Raw genomic sequence first — 14,399 nt, 5'->3', positions numbered from 1 at the left:
AGGGGGAGTTATTCCGGGTTGTCGAGGGTGTACTCTTTGAACCTGATGACCTCCATGCCGAGCCAGTCGTTTACCTCCCTGAATCTGTCCTGCAGGGGCGACAACTCGTTACGGACGAATACCTTTGCCACCTTCTCAACGTCACCGAGTGAGCCGATATTCTCGGGCTTGCCGCCCATAAGCTGGAATGGCACGCGGTGCGCATCCATCAGGTCGGCGGCGCTGGCTTTCTTGATGTTGAAAAAGTCATCCTTTGTGGCGACCTCGCTCAGTGGCACGATTTTTATGCCGTCCGGTTTTCCGCCGGGGGCGTAGAAAAACAGGTTCTTAAAGTTGCCGAGCCCTTTCGAGTTACGCATCGCCTCGCGCAGCGATTCGACGTCGGTCGCGCTCTGCGCCGGGTCAGTCACATACATGATGTAACCCGCGTGCGCGCCGTTCTGGTAATACTTGCGGCGGAACAGCGTCGCGGATTCATTCAGCCAGGCGGAATTAAGCGCGCTGAGATATTCGGGCAGGCCGTAAATCTCCTGATTAATGTCGGGCTCCAGCAGGTGAAACACGGTATCAGGCGCGAACTCATGCGGCAGTGTGAAATTTTCCACAAACCAGAATATCGAATCGTCGACCCCACGGCGGGTATATTTGGCCGGTGAGGCCAGTAGCTTGATTAGCTGGCCGGTGACGCTGTGGCGCTGCTCAAGAAAGGCGTTGCCGAATACCAGATAGTCGAGCGCAAAGCGGCTGAAATCCTGACGGGACAGCAGCGGGTGCGGAATGTAGGTGCTCGCGAGCACGTTGCGTTTAACGTAAATCGGTGAGCTGTGATGTACAGCAGAGCGCAGGCTCTTTGCCAGCCCGGAGAAGCTGACCGGCGGCTCGTACCATTTACCGTTACTGATGCACTCGACGTAATCCAGAATGTCGCGCTTATCGAGTACCGGCACCGGCTCGCCAAAGGTGAACGCCTCCATTTTTTGCGGGGCGCTGGCGCTCATGGCAACTTGTTTGCGTGGCTTGCGCTTGCTCATGCTGCCACCTCACCCGCTGCAACAGCGAAAGACCAGTCGCAGCCAAACAGCAGCCGATAATCGTCGTCGCTGTATTCGTGTTTAATTTCCTCAGGCGCAAAGAGATTGCACCCGCGCTGGCATGCTGCATCCAGAGTGACCGACTGACGCCAGACGCCATCTGTGCAAAATACGCTGTCGCCGGTATTGATGAGCGGTGACGGTCGGTGTCTGCGGGTTGTGCCGTTCCATACCCGGAACGCGACATGATTATCAGAGGGTGAGGTAAACATCGTCAGGCGGTGGCGCTTATGGCAGGCGATAGCCGCCGCGACTTTTGCCGCCCTTAGCGGGTTATTGAACCATGCGAACTCATCAAGGTAGACGTTACCGGCCAGCGCGGCGCAATGGGATTCCTCGCCGACAAAGCTGATAATCGCACCGCCGTCGAGCTGCAGGCTGTGGCCGTTGCTCGTCAGACGGACGCCGACGCGCGCCGAAAGGTTGCTCATGTACATCAGCGCCACCCGCGCATGCTCAATAGTGTGAGCAAACCAGACCTGATTATCGCCTGTTGTCAGCGCATCGAGCAGCGCCTCACGGCTAAAGACTTGCGTTGCGCCAATCTGGCGCGATTTGGTGATGCTGCGGTCGATATTGAGCTTCCCGACCCGCAACCATGTTGCCTGATAGTCAAAGCTGTCATTGTGCAGAATATCGGCCATTGCCTGAATCTGGCTTTGTGAGAAAACGTTATTTTTCATTAATTAAACTCCAGAATAGATTTAGGCTGCATGCCGCTACCGGCGGAAAGCGGTTCGTTTAACAGGGCGTGCATGGTCGCCCATGCGATATCTGCGTGACTGGCTTCCTCGGTGCGGCTGGCCTCGTAGGTGGCGCTGCGCCCGCTGCTGGTCATGGTTTTGCGGATGGACATAAACGACTGCGTGACGTCGGTCGCCCCGGCGTCGTACTCCAGACAGCCGCGGCGAATGGTGTCTTTTGCCTTGAGCACCATCGCGGTTTTCATTTCGGGGGTGTAACGGATGCCGCGTGCCGCCGGGTAGAATGAGCGCACCAACTGGAACACGCCGAGACCGAGGCCGGTTGCGTCAATGCCGATGTATTCGACGTTGTATTTCTCGGTCAGTTTGCGGATGCCCTCTGCCTGCGCGGCAAAGTCCATGCCCTTCCACTGGTGGCGCTCCAGCATGCGGAACTTGCCACCCGAGACCACCGGCGGCGCGAGCACGACGCACCCGGCGCTGTCGCCGGTGTGTGACGGGTCGTAGCCAATCCAGACAGGACGCGAGCCGAACGGGTGGTCGGCGAACGGGGCGAAGTCCTCCCATTCTTCCATCACGTCGACCATGCAGCGCTGCAGCTCCTCGAACGGGAATACCGACGCCTTATCGTCAACAAACTCGCACATAAAGAGGTTCTTAAAGTCCTCATCACTGTTTTCGCGTTTGAGCTGGTCGAGGTCGAACAGGGTGCAGCCACCGGCAAGCGCGTCCTCAATGGTGACAATCTGCCGCCACTGGCCATCGTCGCAAAGCTGGCCACCGGCGAGTGCGCTGTGACTGATGTCGATTTCGATGCGGTCAGCAATCCGGCTGCGCCCCTTGTTGAACAGCTCGCCAGACCAGAAGGGGTAAGCGCCGTGCGCCAGCGTGGAAGGTGTCGAAAAGTAGGTTGAGCGCAGGTGCTTCTGCGAGGCCATGCCCGACGCGACTTTGCGCAGCTTCTGAAAATTCGGGATCCAGAATATTTCATCGACATACAGGTCGCCGTTATGGCTCTGCGCGGTGTTGGAATTGGTACCGAGAAAAATCAGCTTTGCGCCGTTGTTGCCGATGACAATCGGGTCGCCGGTCAGGTCGACGTCGACCAGCCGCGCAAACTGGATGATGTACTCGCGGAACACGTAAGCCTGCGTTTTACTGGCCGACAGAAATATCTGGTTGTGGCCGGTCTTGAGCGCGCGCAGCAGCGCCTCGCGGGAGAAATAGAACGTCGCACCAATCTGGCGGGATTTGAGAATATCGCGAATACGGTGCGCCAGCCCGGCGCGGTACCACTGCAACTGGTACTCGAAAGACTGGTCGAAAAATAGTTCCTCCAGTTTCTCGATAGCCTCGTCGCTGAAAAAGTTCTTTTTCGGCTTCTTACGCTCGCCCTTGTTACGGTTGGCGACATTGGGGTTAAGGTCGACCTCGTTACCTGTCTGACTGTAGCGGTTAACGCGCGCCAGTCGCTCAATCTGCCGCCCGAGCAGGTCAATCTCTTTGAAGTCGCCGCCTGACTTTTGCGGCTTGGCGATGAGCTGAATCAGGCGCGCCTCAAGGCTGCTTTCGACGCGGGAAATCGGTGCGATGCCGTCCCAGCCGTCGCGCTGCTTCCAGCTCTGCACGGTCGGGCGCTTGACCTGCAGCATTTCGGCAATCTGTGGCACGGAAAAACCCTGCCAGTAAAGCAGCGATGCCTGCCGTCGCGGGTCATGCAACAAGGTTGTATCGGTGGAAATGGTCATTGATGCCTCGCCGTAGTGGATTCAGGGCAAGGCTACTTAATGGCCGTCAGTGATTCGCTAAGGTGCTGTTGTGTGGGCGGTTGTCCAGTCGTCATTGGTGGTCTGGCGTGTCCTGAGTCTGGAAACTGGCGGTGACCAGTAACCCCAACCTCAGGACTCCTGACAATGGCAAAAAAAGTCTCAAAGTTCTTTCGCATCGGCGTCGAGGGTGATACCTGCGACGGGCGCATTATCAGCGCCAGCGATATTCAGGAAATGGCCGAAACCTACGACCCGCGCGTCTACGGTTGCCGTATCAACCTTGAACACCTGCGCGGCCTGCTGCCCGATGGCGTATTCAAACGTTATGGCGATGTGGCCGAGCTGAAAGCCGAGAAGATTGACGACGATTCTGCGCTTAACGGCAAATGGGCGTTGTTCGCTAAAATCACCCCGACCGATGACCTTATCGCGATGAATAAAGCCGCGCAGAAGGTCTACACCTCAATGGAAATTCAGCCGAATTTTGCCAATACCGGCAAATGCTACCTCGTCGGCCTTGCTGTCACCGATGACCCGGCGAGCCTCGGCACTGAATATCTCGAATTCTGCCGCAACGCGAAGCACAACCCTCTGCAGCGCTTCAAGGCCAACCCTGAAAACGTCTTCTCCGCCGCCACGCTCGCCGAGCTGGAATTTGAAGACGTTCCCGACACGGTGCTCAACAGCCTGGCCGATAAGGTGAAAGCCATTTTCAGCCGTAAGCAGGTCAGCGACGATGCGCGCCTGAATGATGTGCATGAGGCGGTGACCACCGTCAGCGAGCATGTGCAGACCAATCTGACCGCGCAGGATAAGCGCATTTCCGATATGGAAACCGCGTTTTCCACTTTCAAACAGGAGCTGACCGGAAAGGTTGAAGAAACCAGCCAGGCATTTTCCAACCTGAAAACCACCCTCGACAAAACCGAAAGTTTCAGCCAGCCGCGACGCACAAAAGCCAGCGGCGGTGGCGGCGATGAGCTGCTGACCGACTGCTGATAAACCGCAGGCCGAAACCGGGCGGCAACCCCGCCCGATGCTGTGACTAACCGATTAATTCAAACAGGAAATACTATGCGTCAGGAAACCCGTTTTAAGTTCAATGCCTATCTGACCCAGCTCGCCAAACTGAACGGCATCAGCGTTGATGACGTCAGCAAAAAATTCACCGTCGAGCCGTCCGTCACGCAAACGCTGATGAACACCGTGCAGGCGTCATCCGCGTTTCTGCAGACGATTAACATTCTGCCGGTCGCAGAAATGAAGGGCGAGAAAATCGGCGTCGGTGTGACCGGCACCATCGCCAGCACGACCGACACCTCGGGCGACAAGGAGCGCCAGACCGCAGATTTCACCGCGCTTGAGTCCAACAAGTACGAGTGCAATCAGATTAACTTTGACTTCCATCTGACCTACAAACGCCTCGACCTGTGGGCGCGTTTTCAGGACTTCCAGCGCCGCATCCGCGACGCCATCGTCCAGCGTCAGGCGCTCGATTTCATCATGGCCGGGTTCAACGGTACCACCCGCGCTGATACCTCAGACCGCAGCAAAAACCCGATGCTGCAGGATGTGGCTGTCGGCTGGCTGCAGAAGTACCGCAACGAAGCCCCGGCGCGCGTGATGAGCAACATCACCGACGCTGACGGTAAGGTCGTTTCGGCGGTGATTCGCGTCGGTAAGAACGGCGACTATGAGAACCTCGACGCGCTGGTGATGGACGGTACCAACACCCTGATTGACGAGATTTATCAGGATGACCCGAAACTCGTTGCCATCGTTGGCCGTAAGCTGCTGGCTGACAAATATTTCCCGCTGGTCAACAAACAGCAGGAAAACACTGAGTCGCTCGCGGCGGATATCATCATCAGCCAGAAGCGCATCGGCAACCTGCCAGCCGTGCGCGTGCCGTACTTCCCGGCGAATGCGGTATTCGTGACCACGCTGGAAAACCTCTCTATCTACTTCATGGATGAGAGCCACCGCCGCAGCATTGATGAGAATCCGAAGAAAGACCGCGTGGAAAACTACGAGTCGATGAACATCGACTATGTGGTCGAGGCGTATGCCGCCGGTTGCCTGCTGGAAAACATCACCCTGGGCGATTTCACCGCGCCTGCAGCACCGGAAAGCGGAGAGTAAGCCCATGACGAGCCCCGCACAGCGTCACATGATGCGGGTCTCGGCCTCTCAAGCCGCGCAGCGGGAACAAGCCCCGCTGCGCCACGCAACCGCCTACGAGCAGATGCTGGTAAAGCTGGCCGATGACCGCCGCACGTTAAAAACCATTCGTTCAAACGAAATGAAAGCCGCGAAAAAGCGCGAGCTGCTGCCGTTCTATGCGCCGTGGGTTGCCGGTGTGCTGGCTGATGGCCGTGGCGCGCAGGATGACATTGTCATGACCGTCATGCTGTGGCGTCTCGATGCCGGTGATATTGCTGGCGCGCTGGAAATTGCGCCCTACGCGCTGAAATACGGTCTTACCTCAGACCATCGTCGCACCACGCCTTACATGCTGGTTGAGGAAGTGGCGCTTGCCGCACTGCGCCTGCGCGATGCCGGTGAGCCTGTCGACCTCGCATTACTGCTGAACACCCTCAGCCTGACCGACGGTGCTGACGTTCCCGATATGGTGCGCGCCCGTCTGCATAAGGTGACCGGCCTGACCCTGCGCGATGCCGGTCAGAACACCGAGGCGCTGGCGCAGTTTCAGCGCGCGATGCAGCTCGACCGCAATGCCGGTGTGCGCAAAGAGATTGAGCGACTGGAGCGCGCATTGAAGCCAAAGCCAGAGGCAGCACCCCGTAAAACGACTAAACCGCGCACGCTCAAACCTGCCATCAAACCGGCGGCAAAGCGCGGGCGTCCATCAAAGGCGGTAAAAACCGCCGGTTAACTGAACGCTCCCCGAGCCGGGCGGCACGCCGGTCAAAGCGGGTTTTGACCCTGACGGCGACCGGCGTCCACCGCCCAACCTAATGAGGTTGTCATGACGACAGTAATACTGAATCAGCCCGACGAACCGCAGGACGTACCGGGCGTGGTGATTCCCGCACCGGAGACGGGCGACGCAGTGATTAAAAACACGTTCTTTTTCCCTGATGTGGATCCGAAGCGGGTGCGCGAGCTGATGCGCCTTGAGCAGACGGTTTCCGATGCGCGTCTGCGTAACGCCATCAAGACCGGCATGGCGGAAACCAATGCGGAGCTTTACGACTACCGGCTGCGCCAGATTGCCGCCGGGTTTAAGACACTGGTCGACGTGCCTGACGCCGAGGAAATAGACGGCGAGAATGTGCGCGTTTTCCACTACCTGAGCGCAGTGACGGCGATGGCAACCGCCACGCTGTATGAGCGTTATCGCGGTGTTGAGGCTACCGGCAAGGGTGACAAAAAAGCCGACAGCGTCGAAACCACCATTGATGACCTGTGGCGGGATATGCGCTGGTCAGTCTCGCGCCTGCAGGATAAGCCGCGCTGCATCGTGGGTCAGCTCTGATGAAAGTCTGGGCGATGCAGGGCGATACCCTCGACGCGCTTTGCGCCCGGTATTACGGGCGCACTGAGGGCGTGGTCGAGTCGGTGCTGCAGGCCAACCCCGGCCTGTCTGAACTGGGCGTCATTCTGCCGCATGGCACGGCGATTGACCTGCCCGACGTTGAAACATCACCCACGGCGGAGACCCTGAACCTATGGGACTGAGTATGGAAAAAATCACCACGTTTATCGCCTACTGGCTGGCCGTGGGTCTGGCGTATTTCGGGGCAATGTCGCCCGAAAAGCTGGCGCTGTATGTGGGTAGTCTGTGCGCCATTTTTACGGCGGCGGTGAATTTCTGGTACCGGCGCAAAACCTTTCGTTACCTGACCGAAATGGGAATCGACAAAGGGGTGACCCGTGAGCTCAATCGTTAAACGTTGCAGTGTGGCCGCAGTGCTGGCGCTGGCGGCACTGATGCCTGATTTTCGTCTGCTGAATACCTCGCCTGACGGTCTGGCACTGATTGCCGACCTCGAAGGGTGTCGCCTGACACCTTACCAGTGCAGCGCGGGCGTGTGGACGTCAGGCATCGGCCACACTGCCGGGGTGGTACCGAAACGCGATATCACCGAGCGCGAGGCGGCGGCAAATCTGGTCGCCGACGTGCTGAATACCGAGCACCGTCTCGCGGTCTGCGTGCCGGTCACCATGCCGCAGCCGGTTTACGACGCGCTGGTCAGTTTCTCTTTTAACGTCGGCACCGGCGCGGCTTGTCGCTCGACGCTGGTCTCTTACATCAAGCGTCATCAGTGGTGGCAGGCATGCGACCAGCTTACCCGCTGGGTGTACGTTAATGGCACTAAAAACAAAGGGCTGGAAAACCGCCGCGCGCGGGAACTGGCGTATTGCATGAAAGGAGTAACCCAATGAAAAAATATTTACGTTCCCTGATGTTCGATGCCCTGCTGGCACTGGTGCTGCTTTGGGGGCTGGCATCGCCGCAAAGCGCCGCCGTCAACTTCGTTGCCGCATGGGCGCTGTTTGGCAGTTTTATCTGCATTACGGCGAGCCTCGCCGGGGTGGTTGCTTATGAGCACTGGCTGCGAAATACGGGCAAAAGTATTCCCGTCAATCCAGACCTGATGAAGGTATTCCGCGCCGTCTTTTGCCGTAAACCCTCTCAGGGGCGTCGGGCATGGTCTCTCATTATTTTCTCTGTTACCACGGGCTGTCTGCTTGGGGCTGGTTGGATCCTTACGGCGCTGATTTACCTGATTTGTATGCTGACCTTTAAGGCCGTTCGCGAGACTTACCGCCAGCGCATTGAGGGGGCTGGTCTGTGTCCAGAGTCATTGTGATGTTTCTGGCCTCTGCGCTGGTGCTGGCTGTGCTTGGGCTGCTGTGGTTGCGCCATGAGAACGGCAATTTATCCCGCTCCTTTGAGACGGCAAACCGCGTCGCGAGCGAACAAAAGACGACGATTGGCATGCTGAAAAATCAGCTCAGTGTTGCAGGTCAGCTCGCCAGACGTAATGAATCCGCGCAGGTGGAACTGCGCGAACAGCTCGCAAAAGCCAGCGCAGATGCCAGCCGCCGTGAGCAGACGATAACGAGGTTACTTAATGAAAATGAAGCCTTTCGACGCTGGTATAACGCTGCTCTGCCTGATGTTGTGCGTCGGCTGCACACCCGCGCCGCCTGCGCCAGCGCCGGTGATTGTGGTCAGCGGATGCCCGAGAGTGAGCCTTTGCCCGATGCCGGGAAGTGACCCGAAAACCAATGGTGACCTGAGCGCGGATATCCGCCGTCTTGAGGGCGCGCTGACCGCCTGCGCGCTGCAGGTCAAAACCGTCAAACACTGTCAGGATGAACTCGATGCAGAAGCACAAAAGCCTGCGCAAAGCGCTGATTAACGCCGTGCCGCAGCTCCGAAACAACCCCGATATGCTGCGCCTGTTTGCCGACAACGGCCATACCGATTCCCGACTGGCGAGCTCGCTGTCGTTTGAAAAAGTGTACGTGCTTAACGTGGTGGTGACCGACTTCACCGGCGACCTTGATTTGATATTCGTGCCGGTGCAGGCGTGGCTGCGCGAACATCAGCCGGACATTATGACCACCGACGACGGCCGGGAAAAAGGATTCACCTGGATTATTGATATCAATAACGACGATTCGCTCGATATCAGTATCAGCCTGAGGCTCACCGAGCGCACGCTCGTCAAAGAGGTCGACGGCGCGCTGCATGTCAGCTATGCCCCTGAGCCGCCGCTGCCTGAGCCGGTGACACGCCCGGTCGAGCTGTACGTTAACGGCGAGCTGGTGAGTAAGTGGGATGAGTGAGTTAACCGCGCTGCAGGAACGTCTTGCCGGTCTGATTGCCAGCCTGTCACCGGCGGCGCGTCGGCAAATGGCGGCTGAGATTGCGAAAAAGCTGCGTACCAGTCAGCAACAGCGCATCAAGCGCCAGCAGGCACCCGACGGCACCCCGTATACGGCGCGAAAGCGCCAGCCGGTGCGGAGCAAGAAAGGCCGCATTAAGCGCGAAATGTTCGCAAAGCTGCGCACTAACCGCTTTATGAAAGCCAAAGGCAGCGACAGTGCGGCGGCGGTGGAGTTTACCGGCAAGGTGCAGCGCATGGCGCGGGTGCATCAGTACGGCCTCAAAGACCGGCCAAACCGCAACAGCCGGGATGTGCAGTACGAGGCGCGCCCGTTACTCGGTTTCACCCGCGACGATGAGCAGATGATTGAAGACGTCATAATCAGGCACCTCGGCAAATAACTATTGTGTGAACCACCACCGGAGCCGCGCGAATTGGCGCAACTCCAGACCAGAGGCATCCTTGCACTATGAATACGTTATCCACGATACAAGAGCTCGCGCGCGCGATTCGCAACCTCATCCGCTCAGGTGTGGTGACTGAGGTTGATACCGTGCAGGGGCTGTGCCGCGTACAAAGCGGCGGGATCCAGACTACATGGCTGAACTGGCTGACCACCCGCGCCGGTCGTTCGCGGACGTGGTGGGCTCCCTCGGTCGGTGAGCAAGTTCTGCTGCTGGCAATCGGTGGCGAGCTTGATACCGCTTTCGTGCTGCCGGGTATTTTCTCCGACGATAACCCCGCCCCGTCTGCCTCGGCGGATGCGTGGCATGTGGTTTTTCCTGATGGTGCGGTCATTGAGTACGAGCCTGAGACCGGCGCGCTGACTGTCACCGGCATCAAAACGGCCGACGTGACGGCATCGGAGTCCATCACCGCAACCGTGCCGCTGGTACTGGTGAAAGCCTCGACCAGTATCACCCTCGACACCCCTGAGGTGATTTGCACCAATAAGCTGACGACGGCGACGCTTGAGGTGCAAAAGGGCGGCACGATGAAAGGCAACATCGAGCATACCGGCGGGTCACTTTCATCTAATGGCAAGGTGCTCCACACCCATAAACACCCCGGCGACAGCGGCGGGCAAACGGGGGCACCGATATGACAGAGCGCTATCAGGGTATGAACCGAAATACCGGCCTCGGAATCAGCGACACCGAGCATATCAGCCAGAGCATGCGCGATATTCTGCTGACGCCGGTCGGCTCGCGGGTAATGCGTCGTGAATATGGTTCGCTCCTGTCGGCGCTGATTGATATGCCGCAAAACCCGGCGCTCAGGCTGCAAATTATGGTGGCGTGCTATTCGGCGATCCAGAAGTGGGAACCGCGCATCAGGCTTACATCCATCAGCTTTGAGACCGGCGACGCTGGCGAAATGTATGTCGATATTACCGGGATGCGTACCGATACCGGTGCGTCAGTTTCAACCACTGTTTCACTGAGTTAAATCACTATGGCAACCGTTGACCTGAGTCAGTTACCCGTTCCCGACGTGGTTGAGGAGCTGGACTATGAAACCATCCTTGCGGAACGCATTGCGACGCTGATTTCGCTCTATCCCGAAGACCAGCAAGAGGCTATTGCCCGGACGCTCGCACTTGAGTCGGAGCCGATTGTTAAGCTGCTGCAGGAAAACGCCTACCGAGAAGTTATCTGGCGTCAGCGGGTGAATGAAGCCGCACAGGCGGTGACGCTGGCCTATTCCGCCGGTAACGACCTCGACGTCGTGGCCGGGAACAACAATACCGAACGCCTGACCATCACCCCGGCTGATGACACCACCATCCCGCCGACGCCTGCCGTTATGGAATCCGACACCGACCTGCGTCTGCGCACGCAACAGGCGTTTGAGGGCTTGAGCGTGGCGGGGCCGGTCGGCGCATACGAGTATCACGGCCGCAGCGCCGACGGGCGGGTCGCTGACGTTTCGGTCGCCAGCCCGTCACCAGCATGCGTGACGATTACCGTGTTATCCCGAGAGGGCGACGGCACTGCCAGCCCTGATTTACTGGCAATCGTTGAAAAGGCGCTGAATGCCGAGGATGTGCGCCCGGTGGCCGACCGGGTGACCGTCCAGTCAGCCGAGATTGTGCCGTACCAAATTGACGCGACGCTCTACGTTTACCCCGGCCCCGAATCTGAGCCCATCAGGCAGGCATCAGAGCAGAAGCTGCAGAGCTACATCAGCGCGCAGCACCGCCTCGGGCGTGATATCCGTCTGTCGGCCATTTACGCGGCGCTGCATGTTGAGGGGGTGCAGCGTGTCGAGCTGGCATCACCGCAGGCCGACATTGTGCTGAGTAAGTCGCAGGCGTCGAACTGCACCGAGTACCAGATAACTATCGGGGGCTCGGATGAGTGACAGGCTGTTACCCGTTGGCTCGTCGCCGCTGGAGGTTGCTGCCGCTGCCGCACTCTCTGAGATTCAGCGCGTGCCGGTACCGCTGCGCACCCTGTGGAACTGGCGCACCTGCCCGGTAAATCTGCTGCCGTATCTGGCGTGGGCGCTGTCAGTCGACAGGTGGGATGAGAAGTGGCCGGAGGCGACAAAGCGCAGTGTCTGCGCTTCCTCGTTTTTCGTCCATCAGCACAAAGGCACCATCAGTGCATTGCGCCGGGTGGTTGAGCCGCTCGGCTTTCTGATTGAGGTGCGCGAGTGGTGGCAGCTCGACGAGGAGCCAGGCACATTCCGCCTCGTTGTCGGCGTGCTCGACAGCGGCATTACTGACGAAATGTATCAGGAGCTTGAGCGCCTGATAGAAGACGCTAAACCGGCAAGCCGCCACCTGACAGGGCTGGCTATCAGCCTGAGTGCGACTGGCGAGCTGTATGTCGGCGCGGGATGCTACGACGGCGACGCGCTCACCGTTTACCCCTACACCCCCGAGGAAATTGTCGTCGGCGGTGAATATTACCCGGCCTCGGCCATCCATTTGATTGATAACCTGAGAGTGAACGCATGACCGCAAAATATTTTGCCATTCTGACCAATCAGGGCGCGGCGCGACTGGCGAACGCAGCGGCACTCGGTACCAAACTCAACCTGACGCAAATGGCCGTCGGTGATGCGAATGGTACGCTGCCGACCCCTGACCCGGCGCAGACGAAGCTCATCAACCAGAAGCGCATCGCGCCGCTGAACCTGCTGACCGTTGACCCGGCCAATACCAGCCAGATTATCGCGGAGCAGATTATTCCCGAGAATGAGGGCGGTTTCTGGATCCGTGAGATTGGACTCTATGACGATGCCGGTGTGCTTATTGCCGTGGCGAACTGCCCGGAAACTTACAAGCCACAATTGCAGGAGGGAAGTGGCCGCACGCAGACCATCCGCATGATTCTGATTGTATCGAGCGCGGCGTCCATCACCCTTAAAATTGACCCGTCGGTTGTGCTGGCAACGCGCGAATACGTTGATTCACTGGTTGTTGGCATGCTGGCAAAGCGTGAGAACGGGGCTGATATTCCTGATAAACAGAAGTTTTTACAGAATATCGGGCTTTTCAATATCGTGAATCCTACAAGTCCAAATCAGACCGTACTCTATACACCGGACATGAAAAAATGCCTGGTCATTCGAGAAGACGGGACATGGGGTGCAAGGGTCGTCAATAACGGTCAGGTCATCGCGCTGCCGGTTAATGCAGGAGGAACAGGAGCAACAACGGCAGAGGATGCACGAAAAAACCTCGGGCTTGATACTTTGCTGGAAGGAAAGCAGCCCATTAACGATGTGCTGACAGCCATCGCGGCACTGGTGACGCAGCAAAACACGATGCCCTATTTTACGGGTGAAAAGCAGGCAGCAGTGACTGCACTCAGTGAGTTCATGCGTGCCATGCTGGGTAAAGGTGATGCCGCCAGTGTTGCCGCTTATCTTGGGGTGGGTAGCGGTGCGCCTGTTATTGGCTCACCGTTTGCGTGGCCGCTTGCGCAGATGCCGAGTGATGTTTTTGACGATATGCGAAACATGGTATTTCTGAAAGTGAATGGTGCGCCATTTGATAAGAACAAATACAGCAAGTTAGGTGTGACATACCCGTCGGGCGTGTTGCCGGATATGCGCGGCGAATTCATGCGGGGTTATGACGATGGACGCGGTATTAACCCATCTCAGGCGCTGCTCGGATGGGCGGCTGATGAATTCAAAACGCATGGTCATCCGTTCATGGGGTCAGGTGGCGCAACTGGAAATAATACTGTGTTTGGCGTGGAAACGGGTATCAGGGGTATTTATACCAACGGAATTAACCAACCTGACGGAAGTGTGGCACCTGCGTTTCAGAATCCGGGGGGCTCAGAGACGCGCCCACGTAGCGTGGCATTTAACTTCATCGTGAGGGCTGCATGATGGCTAAAGCGATACTGAATAAAAACGGGATTGCCACAAAAGCCGGTGACATTACCGTTTATAACTTTGACGGCGTAACGCGTGAATATCTTACGTCATCAGTCGAGTTTCTGGCCGTGGGGGTAGGTATTCCTGCTAACTCCTGTACCGATTCACCAGTCGAAGCAAAAGACGGCTTTGCCGTGTGTCGCACAGCCAGCCTTGCCGGGTGGGAGTATGTCGCAGACCATCGGGGCGAAACGGTTTATGACACGGCAACCGGTCAGCCTGTGTATATTACCTCTCCGGGTGAGTATGCTGACGGCGTGACCACTATTGCACCATCAACGCCATATGATAAGTGGAACGGTAGCGTGTGGGTCACGGATGAAAACGCGCAGAAAAGTGGTCAGGTTCGGGAGGCTGAACGGCAAAAATCCGCATTACTGGCTGAGGCGCAAAGTACCATCAGCCTGTGGCAAACTGAGCTGCAGCTCGGCATCATCAGTGATGATGACAAGACCATCCTGATTAAGTGGGTGAAATACATTCAGGCGCTGAACGCGGTCGACACTTCCACGGTGCCGGACATCAGGTGGCCGGTTAAACCAGAATAACGCAAGGCGGGCTGATGCCCGT

At 57.8% G+C, this 14,399-nt stretch carries 21 protein-coding genes; 18 read left to right on the top strand and 3 right to left on the bottom strand.

The window, feature by feature from the left end; translation table 11 throughout:
• Positions 1–8: 8 nt before the first annotated feature.
• Genes AC0XWG_RS12655 through AC0XWG_RS12645 form a run of 3 tightly spaced genes read right to left on the bottom strand, consistent with a single transcriptional unit; the run spans position 9 to position 3,543 of the window.
• The gene (locus tag AC0XWG_RS12655; protein WP_079848606.1) at positions 9–1,031 is read right to left on the bottom strand and encodes a phage portal protein; all 1,023 of its coding nucleotides are present in this window, start codon (positions 1,029–1,031) and stop codon (positions 9–11) included.
• Positions 1,028–1,774 carry a terminase large subunit domain-containing protein gene (locus AC0XWG_RS12650; RefSeq protein WP_475680632.1) on the bottom strand — a complete coding sequence of 249 codons (747 nt, stop codon included), beginning with the start codon at positions 1,772–1,774 and terminating at the stop codon, positions 1,028–1,030. Before AC0XWG_RS12650 ends, AC0XWG_RS12655 begins: the two co-directional genes overlap by 4 nt.
• Positions 1,774–3,543, bottom strand: a complete 1,770-nt coding sequence (locus tag AC0XWG_RS12645) for a terminase ATPase subunit family protein (protein ID WP_096185580.1) — start codon at positions 3,541–3,543, stop codon at positions 1,774–1,776. Before AC0XWG_RS12645 ends, AC0XWG_RS12650 begins: the two co-directional genes overlap by 1 nt.
• Positions 3,544–3,708: 165 nt before the next feature.
• Between AC0XWG_RS12645 and AC0XWG_RS12640 the strand changes: the two genes are divergently transcribed.
• The 18 genes from AC0XWG_RS12640 (at position 3,709) to AC0XWG_RS12555 (ending at position 14,377) form a co-directional block, all read left to right on the top strand.
• Positions 3,709–4,563, top strand: a complete 855-nt coding sequence (locus tag AC0XWG_RS12640) for a GPO family capsid scaffolding protein (protein ID WP_233481484.1) — start codon at positions 3,709–3,711, stop codon at positions 4,561–4,563.
• Between the two features lie 75 nt (positions 4,564–4,638).
• A complete protein-coding gene (locus tag AC0XWG_RS12635) occupies positions 4,639–5,706 on the top strand; it encodes a phage major capsid protein, P2 family (protein WP_044068248.1) in 1,068 nt (355 codons plus the stop codon).
• Between the two features lie 4 nt (positions 5,707–5,710).
• Positions 5,711–6,460, top strand: a complete 750-nt coding sequence (locus AC0XWG_RS12630) for a phage terminase small subunit (protein ID WP_475680631.1) — start codon at positions 5,711–5,713, stop codon at positions 6,458–6,460.
• Positions 6,461–6,553: 93 nt separating this feature from the next.
• Positions 6,554–7,063, top strand: coding sequence for a head completion/stabilization protein (locus tag AC0XWG_RS12625; RefSeq protein ID WP_475680630.1), 510 nt, complete (start codon positions 6,554–6,556; stop codon positions 7,061–7,063).
• The gene (locus AC0XWG_RS12620; RefSeq protein ID WP_475680629.1) at positions 7,063–7,266 is read left to right on the top strand and encodes a tail protein X; all 204 of its coding nucleotides are present in this window, start codon (positions 7,063–7,065) and stop codon (positions 7,264–7,266) included. Before AC0XWG_RS12625 ends, AC0XWG_RS12620 begins: the two co-directional genes overlap by 1 nt.
• On the top strand, positions 7,257–7,478 hold the full coding sequence (locus tag AC0XWG_RS12615) for a phage holin family protein (protein WP_001437784.1): 222 nt from the start codon (positions 7,257–7,259) through the stop codon (positions 7,476–7,478). The genes AC0XWG_RS12620 and AC0XWG_RS12615 overlap by 10 nt, the downstream gene beginning before the upstream one ends.
• Entirely contained in the window at positions 7,462–7,974 is a 513-nt protein-coding gene (locus tag AC0XWG_RS12610; RefSeq protein ID WP_475680628.1) for a lysozyme, read from the top strand. Before AC0XWG_RS12615 ends, AC0XWG_RS12610 begins: the two co-directional genes overlap by 17 nt.
• Complete coding sequence (locus tag AC0XWG_RS12605) at positions 7,971–8,402, top strand: DNZ54_00345 family protein (protein ID WP_211709402.1); 432 nt, start codon at positions 7,971–7,973, stop codon at positions 8,400–8,402. The genes AC0XWG_RS12610 and AC0XWG_RS12605 overlap by 4 nt, the downstream gene beginning before the upstream one ends.
• The gene (lysB, locus tag AC0XWG_RS12600; RefSeq protein WP_475680779.1) at positions 8,402–8,812 is read left to right on the top strand and encodes an Rz-like lysis system protein LysB; all 411 of its coding nucleotides are present in this window, start codon (positions 8,402–8,404) and stop codon (positions 8,810–8,812) included. The genes AC0XWG_RS12605 and lysB overlap by 1 nt, the downstream gene beginning before the upstream one ends.
• Complete coding sequence (gene lysC, locus AC0XWG_RS12595; protein ID WP_229045982.1) at positions 8,712–8,957, top strand: Rz1-like lysis system protein LysC; 246 nt, start codon at positions 8,712–8,714, stop codon at positions 8,955–8,957. Before lysB ends, lysC begins: the two co-directional genes overlap by 101 nt.
• Complete coding sequence (locus AC0XWG_RS12590) at positions 8,920–9,387, top strand: phage tail protein (protein ID WP_001437785.1); 468 nt, start codon at positions 8,920–8,922, stop codon at positions 9,385–9,387. Before lysC ends, AC0XWG_RS12590 begins: the two co-directional genes overlap by 38 nt.
• The gene (locus tag AC0XWG_RS12585; RefSeq protein ID WP_475680627.1) at positions 9,380–9,829 is read left to right on the top strand and encodes a phage virion morphogenesis protein; all 450 of its coding nucleotides are present in this window, start codon (positions 9,380–9,382) and stop codon (positions 9,827–9,829) included. Before AC0XWG_RS12590 ends, AC0XWG_RS12585 begins: the two co-directional genes overlap by 8 nt.
• Positions 9,830–9,897: 68 nt before the next feature.
• Complete coding sequence (locus tag AC0XWG_RS12580) at positions 9,898–10,533, top strand: phage baseplate assembly protein V (RefSeq protein ID WP_475680626.1); 636 nt, start codon at positions 9,898–9,900, stop codon at positions 10,531–10,533.
• Positions 10,530–10,877: a GPW/gp25 family protein gene (locus AC0XWG_RS12575; protein WP_475680625.1), complete on the top strand. Its 348-nt coding sequence runs from the start codon at positions 10,530–10,532 to the stop codon at positions 10,875–10,877. Before AC0XWG_RS12580 ends, AC0XWG_RS12575 begins: the two co-directional genes overlap by 4 nt.
• A gap of 6 nt (positions 10,878–10,883) precedes the next feature.
• Positions 10,884–11,792, top strand: coding sequence for a baseplate assembly protein (locus AC0XWG_RS12570; RefSeq protein ID WP_475680624.1), 909 nt, complete (start codon positions 10,884–10,886; stop codon positions 11,790–11,792).
• Positions 11,785–12,393: a phage tail protein I gene (locus AC0XWG_RS12565; RefSeq protein ID WP_072662402.1), complete on the top strand. Its 609-nt coding sequence runs from the start codon at positions 11,785–11,787 to the stop codon at positions 12,391–12,393. Before AC0XWG_RS12570 ends, AC0XWG_RS12565 begins: the two co-directional genes overlap by 8 nt.
• On the top strand, positions 12,390–13,781 hold the full coding sequence (locus tag AC0XWG_RS12560; RefSeq protein WP_475680623.1) for a phage tail-collar fiber domain-containing protein: 1,392 nt from the start codon (positions 12,390–12,392) through the stop codon (positions 13,779–13,781). Before AC0XWG_RS12565 ends, AC0XWG_RS12560 begins: the two co-directional genes overlap by 4 nt.
• Positions 13,781–14,377, top strand: coding sequence for a tail fiber assembly protein (locus AC0XWG_RS12555; protein ID WP_475680622.1), 597 nt, complete (start codon positions 13,781–13,783; stop codon positions 14,375–14,377). The genes AC0XWG_RS12560 and AC0XWG_RS12555 overlap by 1 nt, the downstream gene beginning before the upstream one ends.
• Positions 14,378–14,399: the final 22 nt, after the last annotated feature.

The organism is Enterobacter sp. DVT3837 (genome assembly GCF_056238685.1).
Note: the sequence above shows the minus strand (reverse complement) of the source record. Positions and strands in the feature narration are given on the sequence as shown.

Coding starts and splice junctions, on each gene's coding strand:
- lysC (WP_229045982.1), top strand. CDS start 8,712: ATGTTGTGCGTCGGCTGCACACCCGCGCCGCCTGCGCCAGCGCCGGTG.
- AC0XWG_RS12575 (WP_475680625.1), top strand. CDS start 10,530: ATGACAGAGCGCTATCAGGGTATGAACCGAAATACCGGCCTCGGAATC.
- AC0XWG_RS12585 (WP_475680627.1), top strand. CDS start 9,380: ATGAGTGAGTTAACCGCGCTGCAGGAACGTCTTGCCGGTCTGATTGCC.
- AC0XWG_RS12615 (WP_001437784.1), top strand. CDS start 7,257: ATGGGACTGAGTATGGAAAAAATCACCACGTTTATCGCCTACTGGCTG.
- AC0XWG_RS12605 (WP_211709402.1), top strand. CDS start 7,971: ATGAAAAAATATTTACGTTCCCTGATGTTCGATGCCCTGCTGGCACTG.
- AC0XWG_RS12570 (WP_475680624.1), top strand. CDS start 10,884: ATGGCAACCGTTGACCTGAGTCAGTTACCCGTTCCCGACGTGGTTGAG.
- AC0XWG_RS12560 (WP_475680623.1), top strand. CDS start 12,390: ATGACCGCAAAATATTTTGCCATTCTGACCAATCAGGGCGCGGCGCGA.
- AC0XWG_RS12630 (WP_475680631.1), top strand. CDS start 5,711: ATGACGAGCCCCGCACAGCGTCACATGATGCGGGTCTCGGCCTCTCAA.
- AC0XWG_RS12650 (WP_475680632.1), bottom strand. CDS start 1,774: ATGAAAAATAACGTTTTCTCACAAAGCCAGATTCAGGCAATGGCCGAT.
- AC0XWG_RS12645 (WP_096185580.1), bottom strand. CDS start 3,543: ATGACCATTTCCACCGATACAACCTTGTTGCATGACCCGCGACGGCAG.
- AC0XWG_RS12635 (WP_044068248.1), top strand. CDS start 4,639: ATGCGTCAGGAAACCCGTTTTAAGTTCAATGCCTATCTGACCCAGCTC.
- AC0XWG_RS12625 (WP_475680630.1), top strand. CDS start 6,554: ATGACGACAGTAATACTGAATCAGCCCGACGAACCGCAGGACGTACCG.
- AC0XWG_RS12580 (WP_475680626.1), top strand. CDS start 9,898: ATGAATACGTTATCCACGATACAAGAGCTCGCGCGCGCGATTCGCAAC.
- AC0XWG_RS12590 (WP_001437785.1), top strand. CDS start 8,920: ATGCAGAAGCACAAAAGCCTGCGCAAAGCGCTGATTAACGCCGTGCCG.
- AC0XWG_RS12555 (WP_475680622.1), top strand. CDS start 13,781: ATGGCTAAAGCGATACTGAATAAAAACGGGATTGCCACAAAAGCCGGT.
- lysB (WP_475680779.1), top strand. CDS start 8,402: ATGTTTCTGGCCTCTGCGCTGGTGCTGGCTGTGCTTGGGCTGCTGTGG.
- AC0XWG_RS12655 (WP_079848606.1), bottom strand. CDS start 1,031: ATGAGCAAGCGCAAGCCACGCAAACAAGTTGCCATGAGCGCCAGCGCC.
- AC0XWG_RS12565 (WP_072662402.1), top strand. CDS start 11,785: ATGAGTGACAGGCTGTTACCCGTTGGCTCGTCGCCGCTGGAGGTTGCT.
- AC0XWG_RS12620 (WP_475680629.1), top strand. CDS start 7,063: ATGAAAGTCTGGGCGATGCAGGGCGATACCCTCGACGCGCTTTGCGCC.
- AC0XWG_RS12640 (WP_233481484.1), top strand. CDS start 3,709: ATGGCAAAAAAAGTCTCAAAGTTCTTTCGCATCGGCGTCGAGGGTGAT.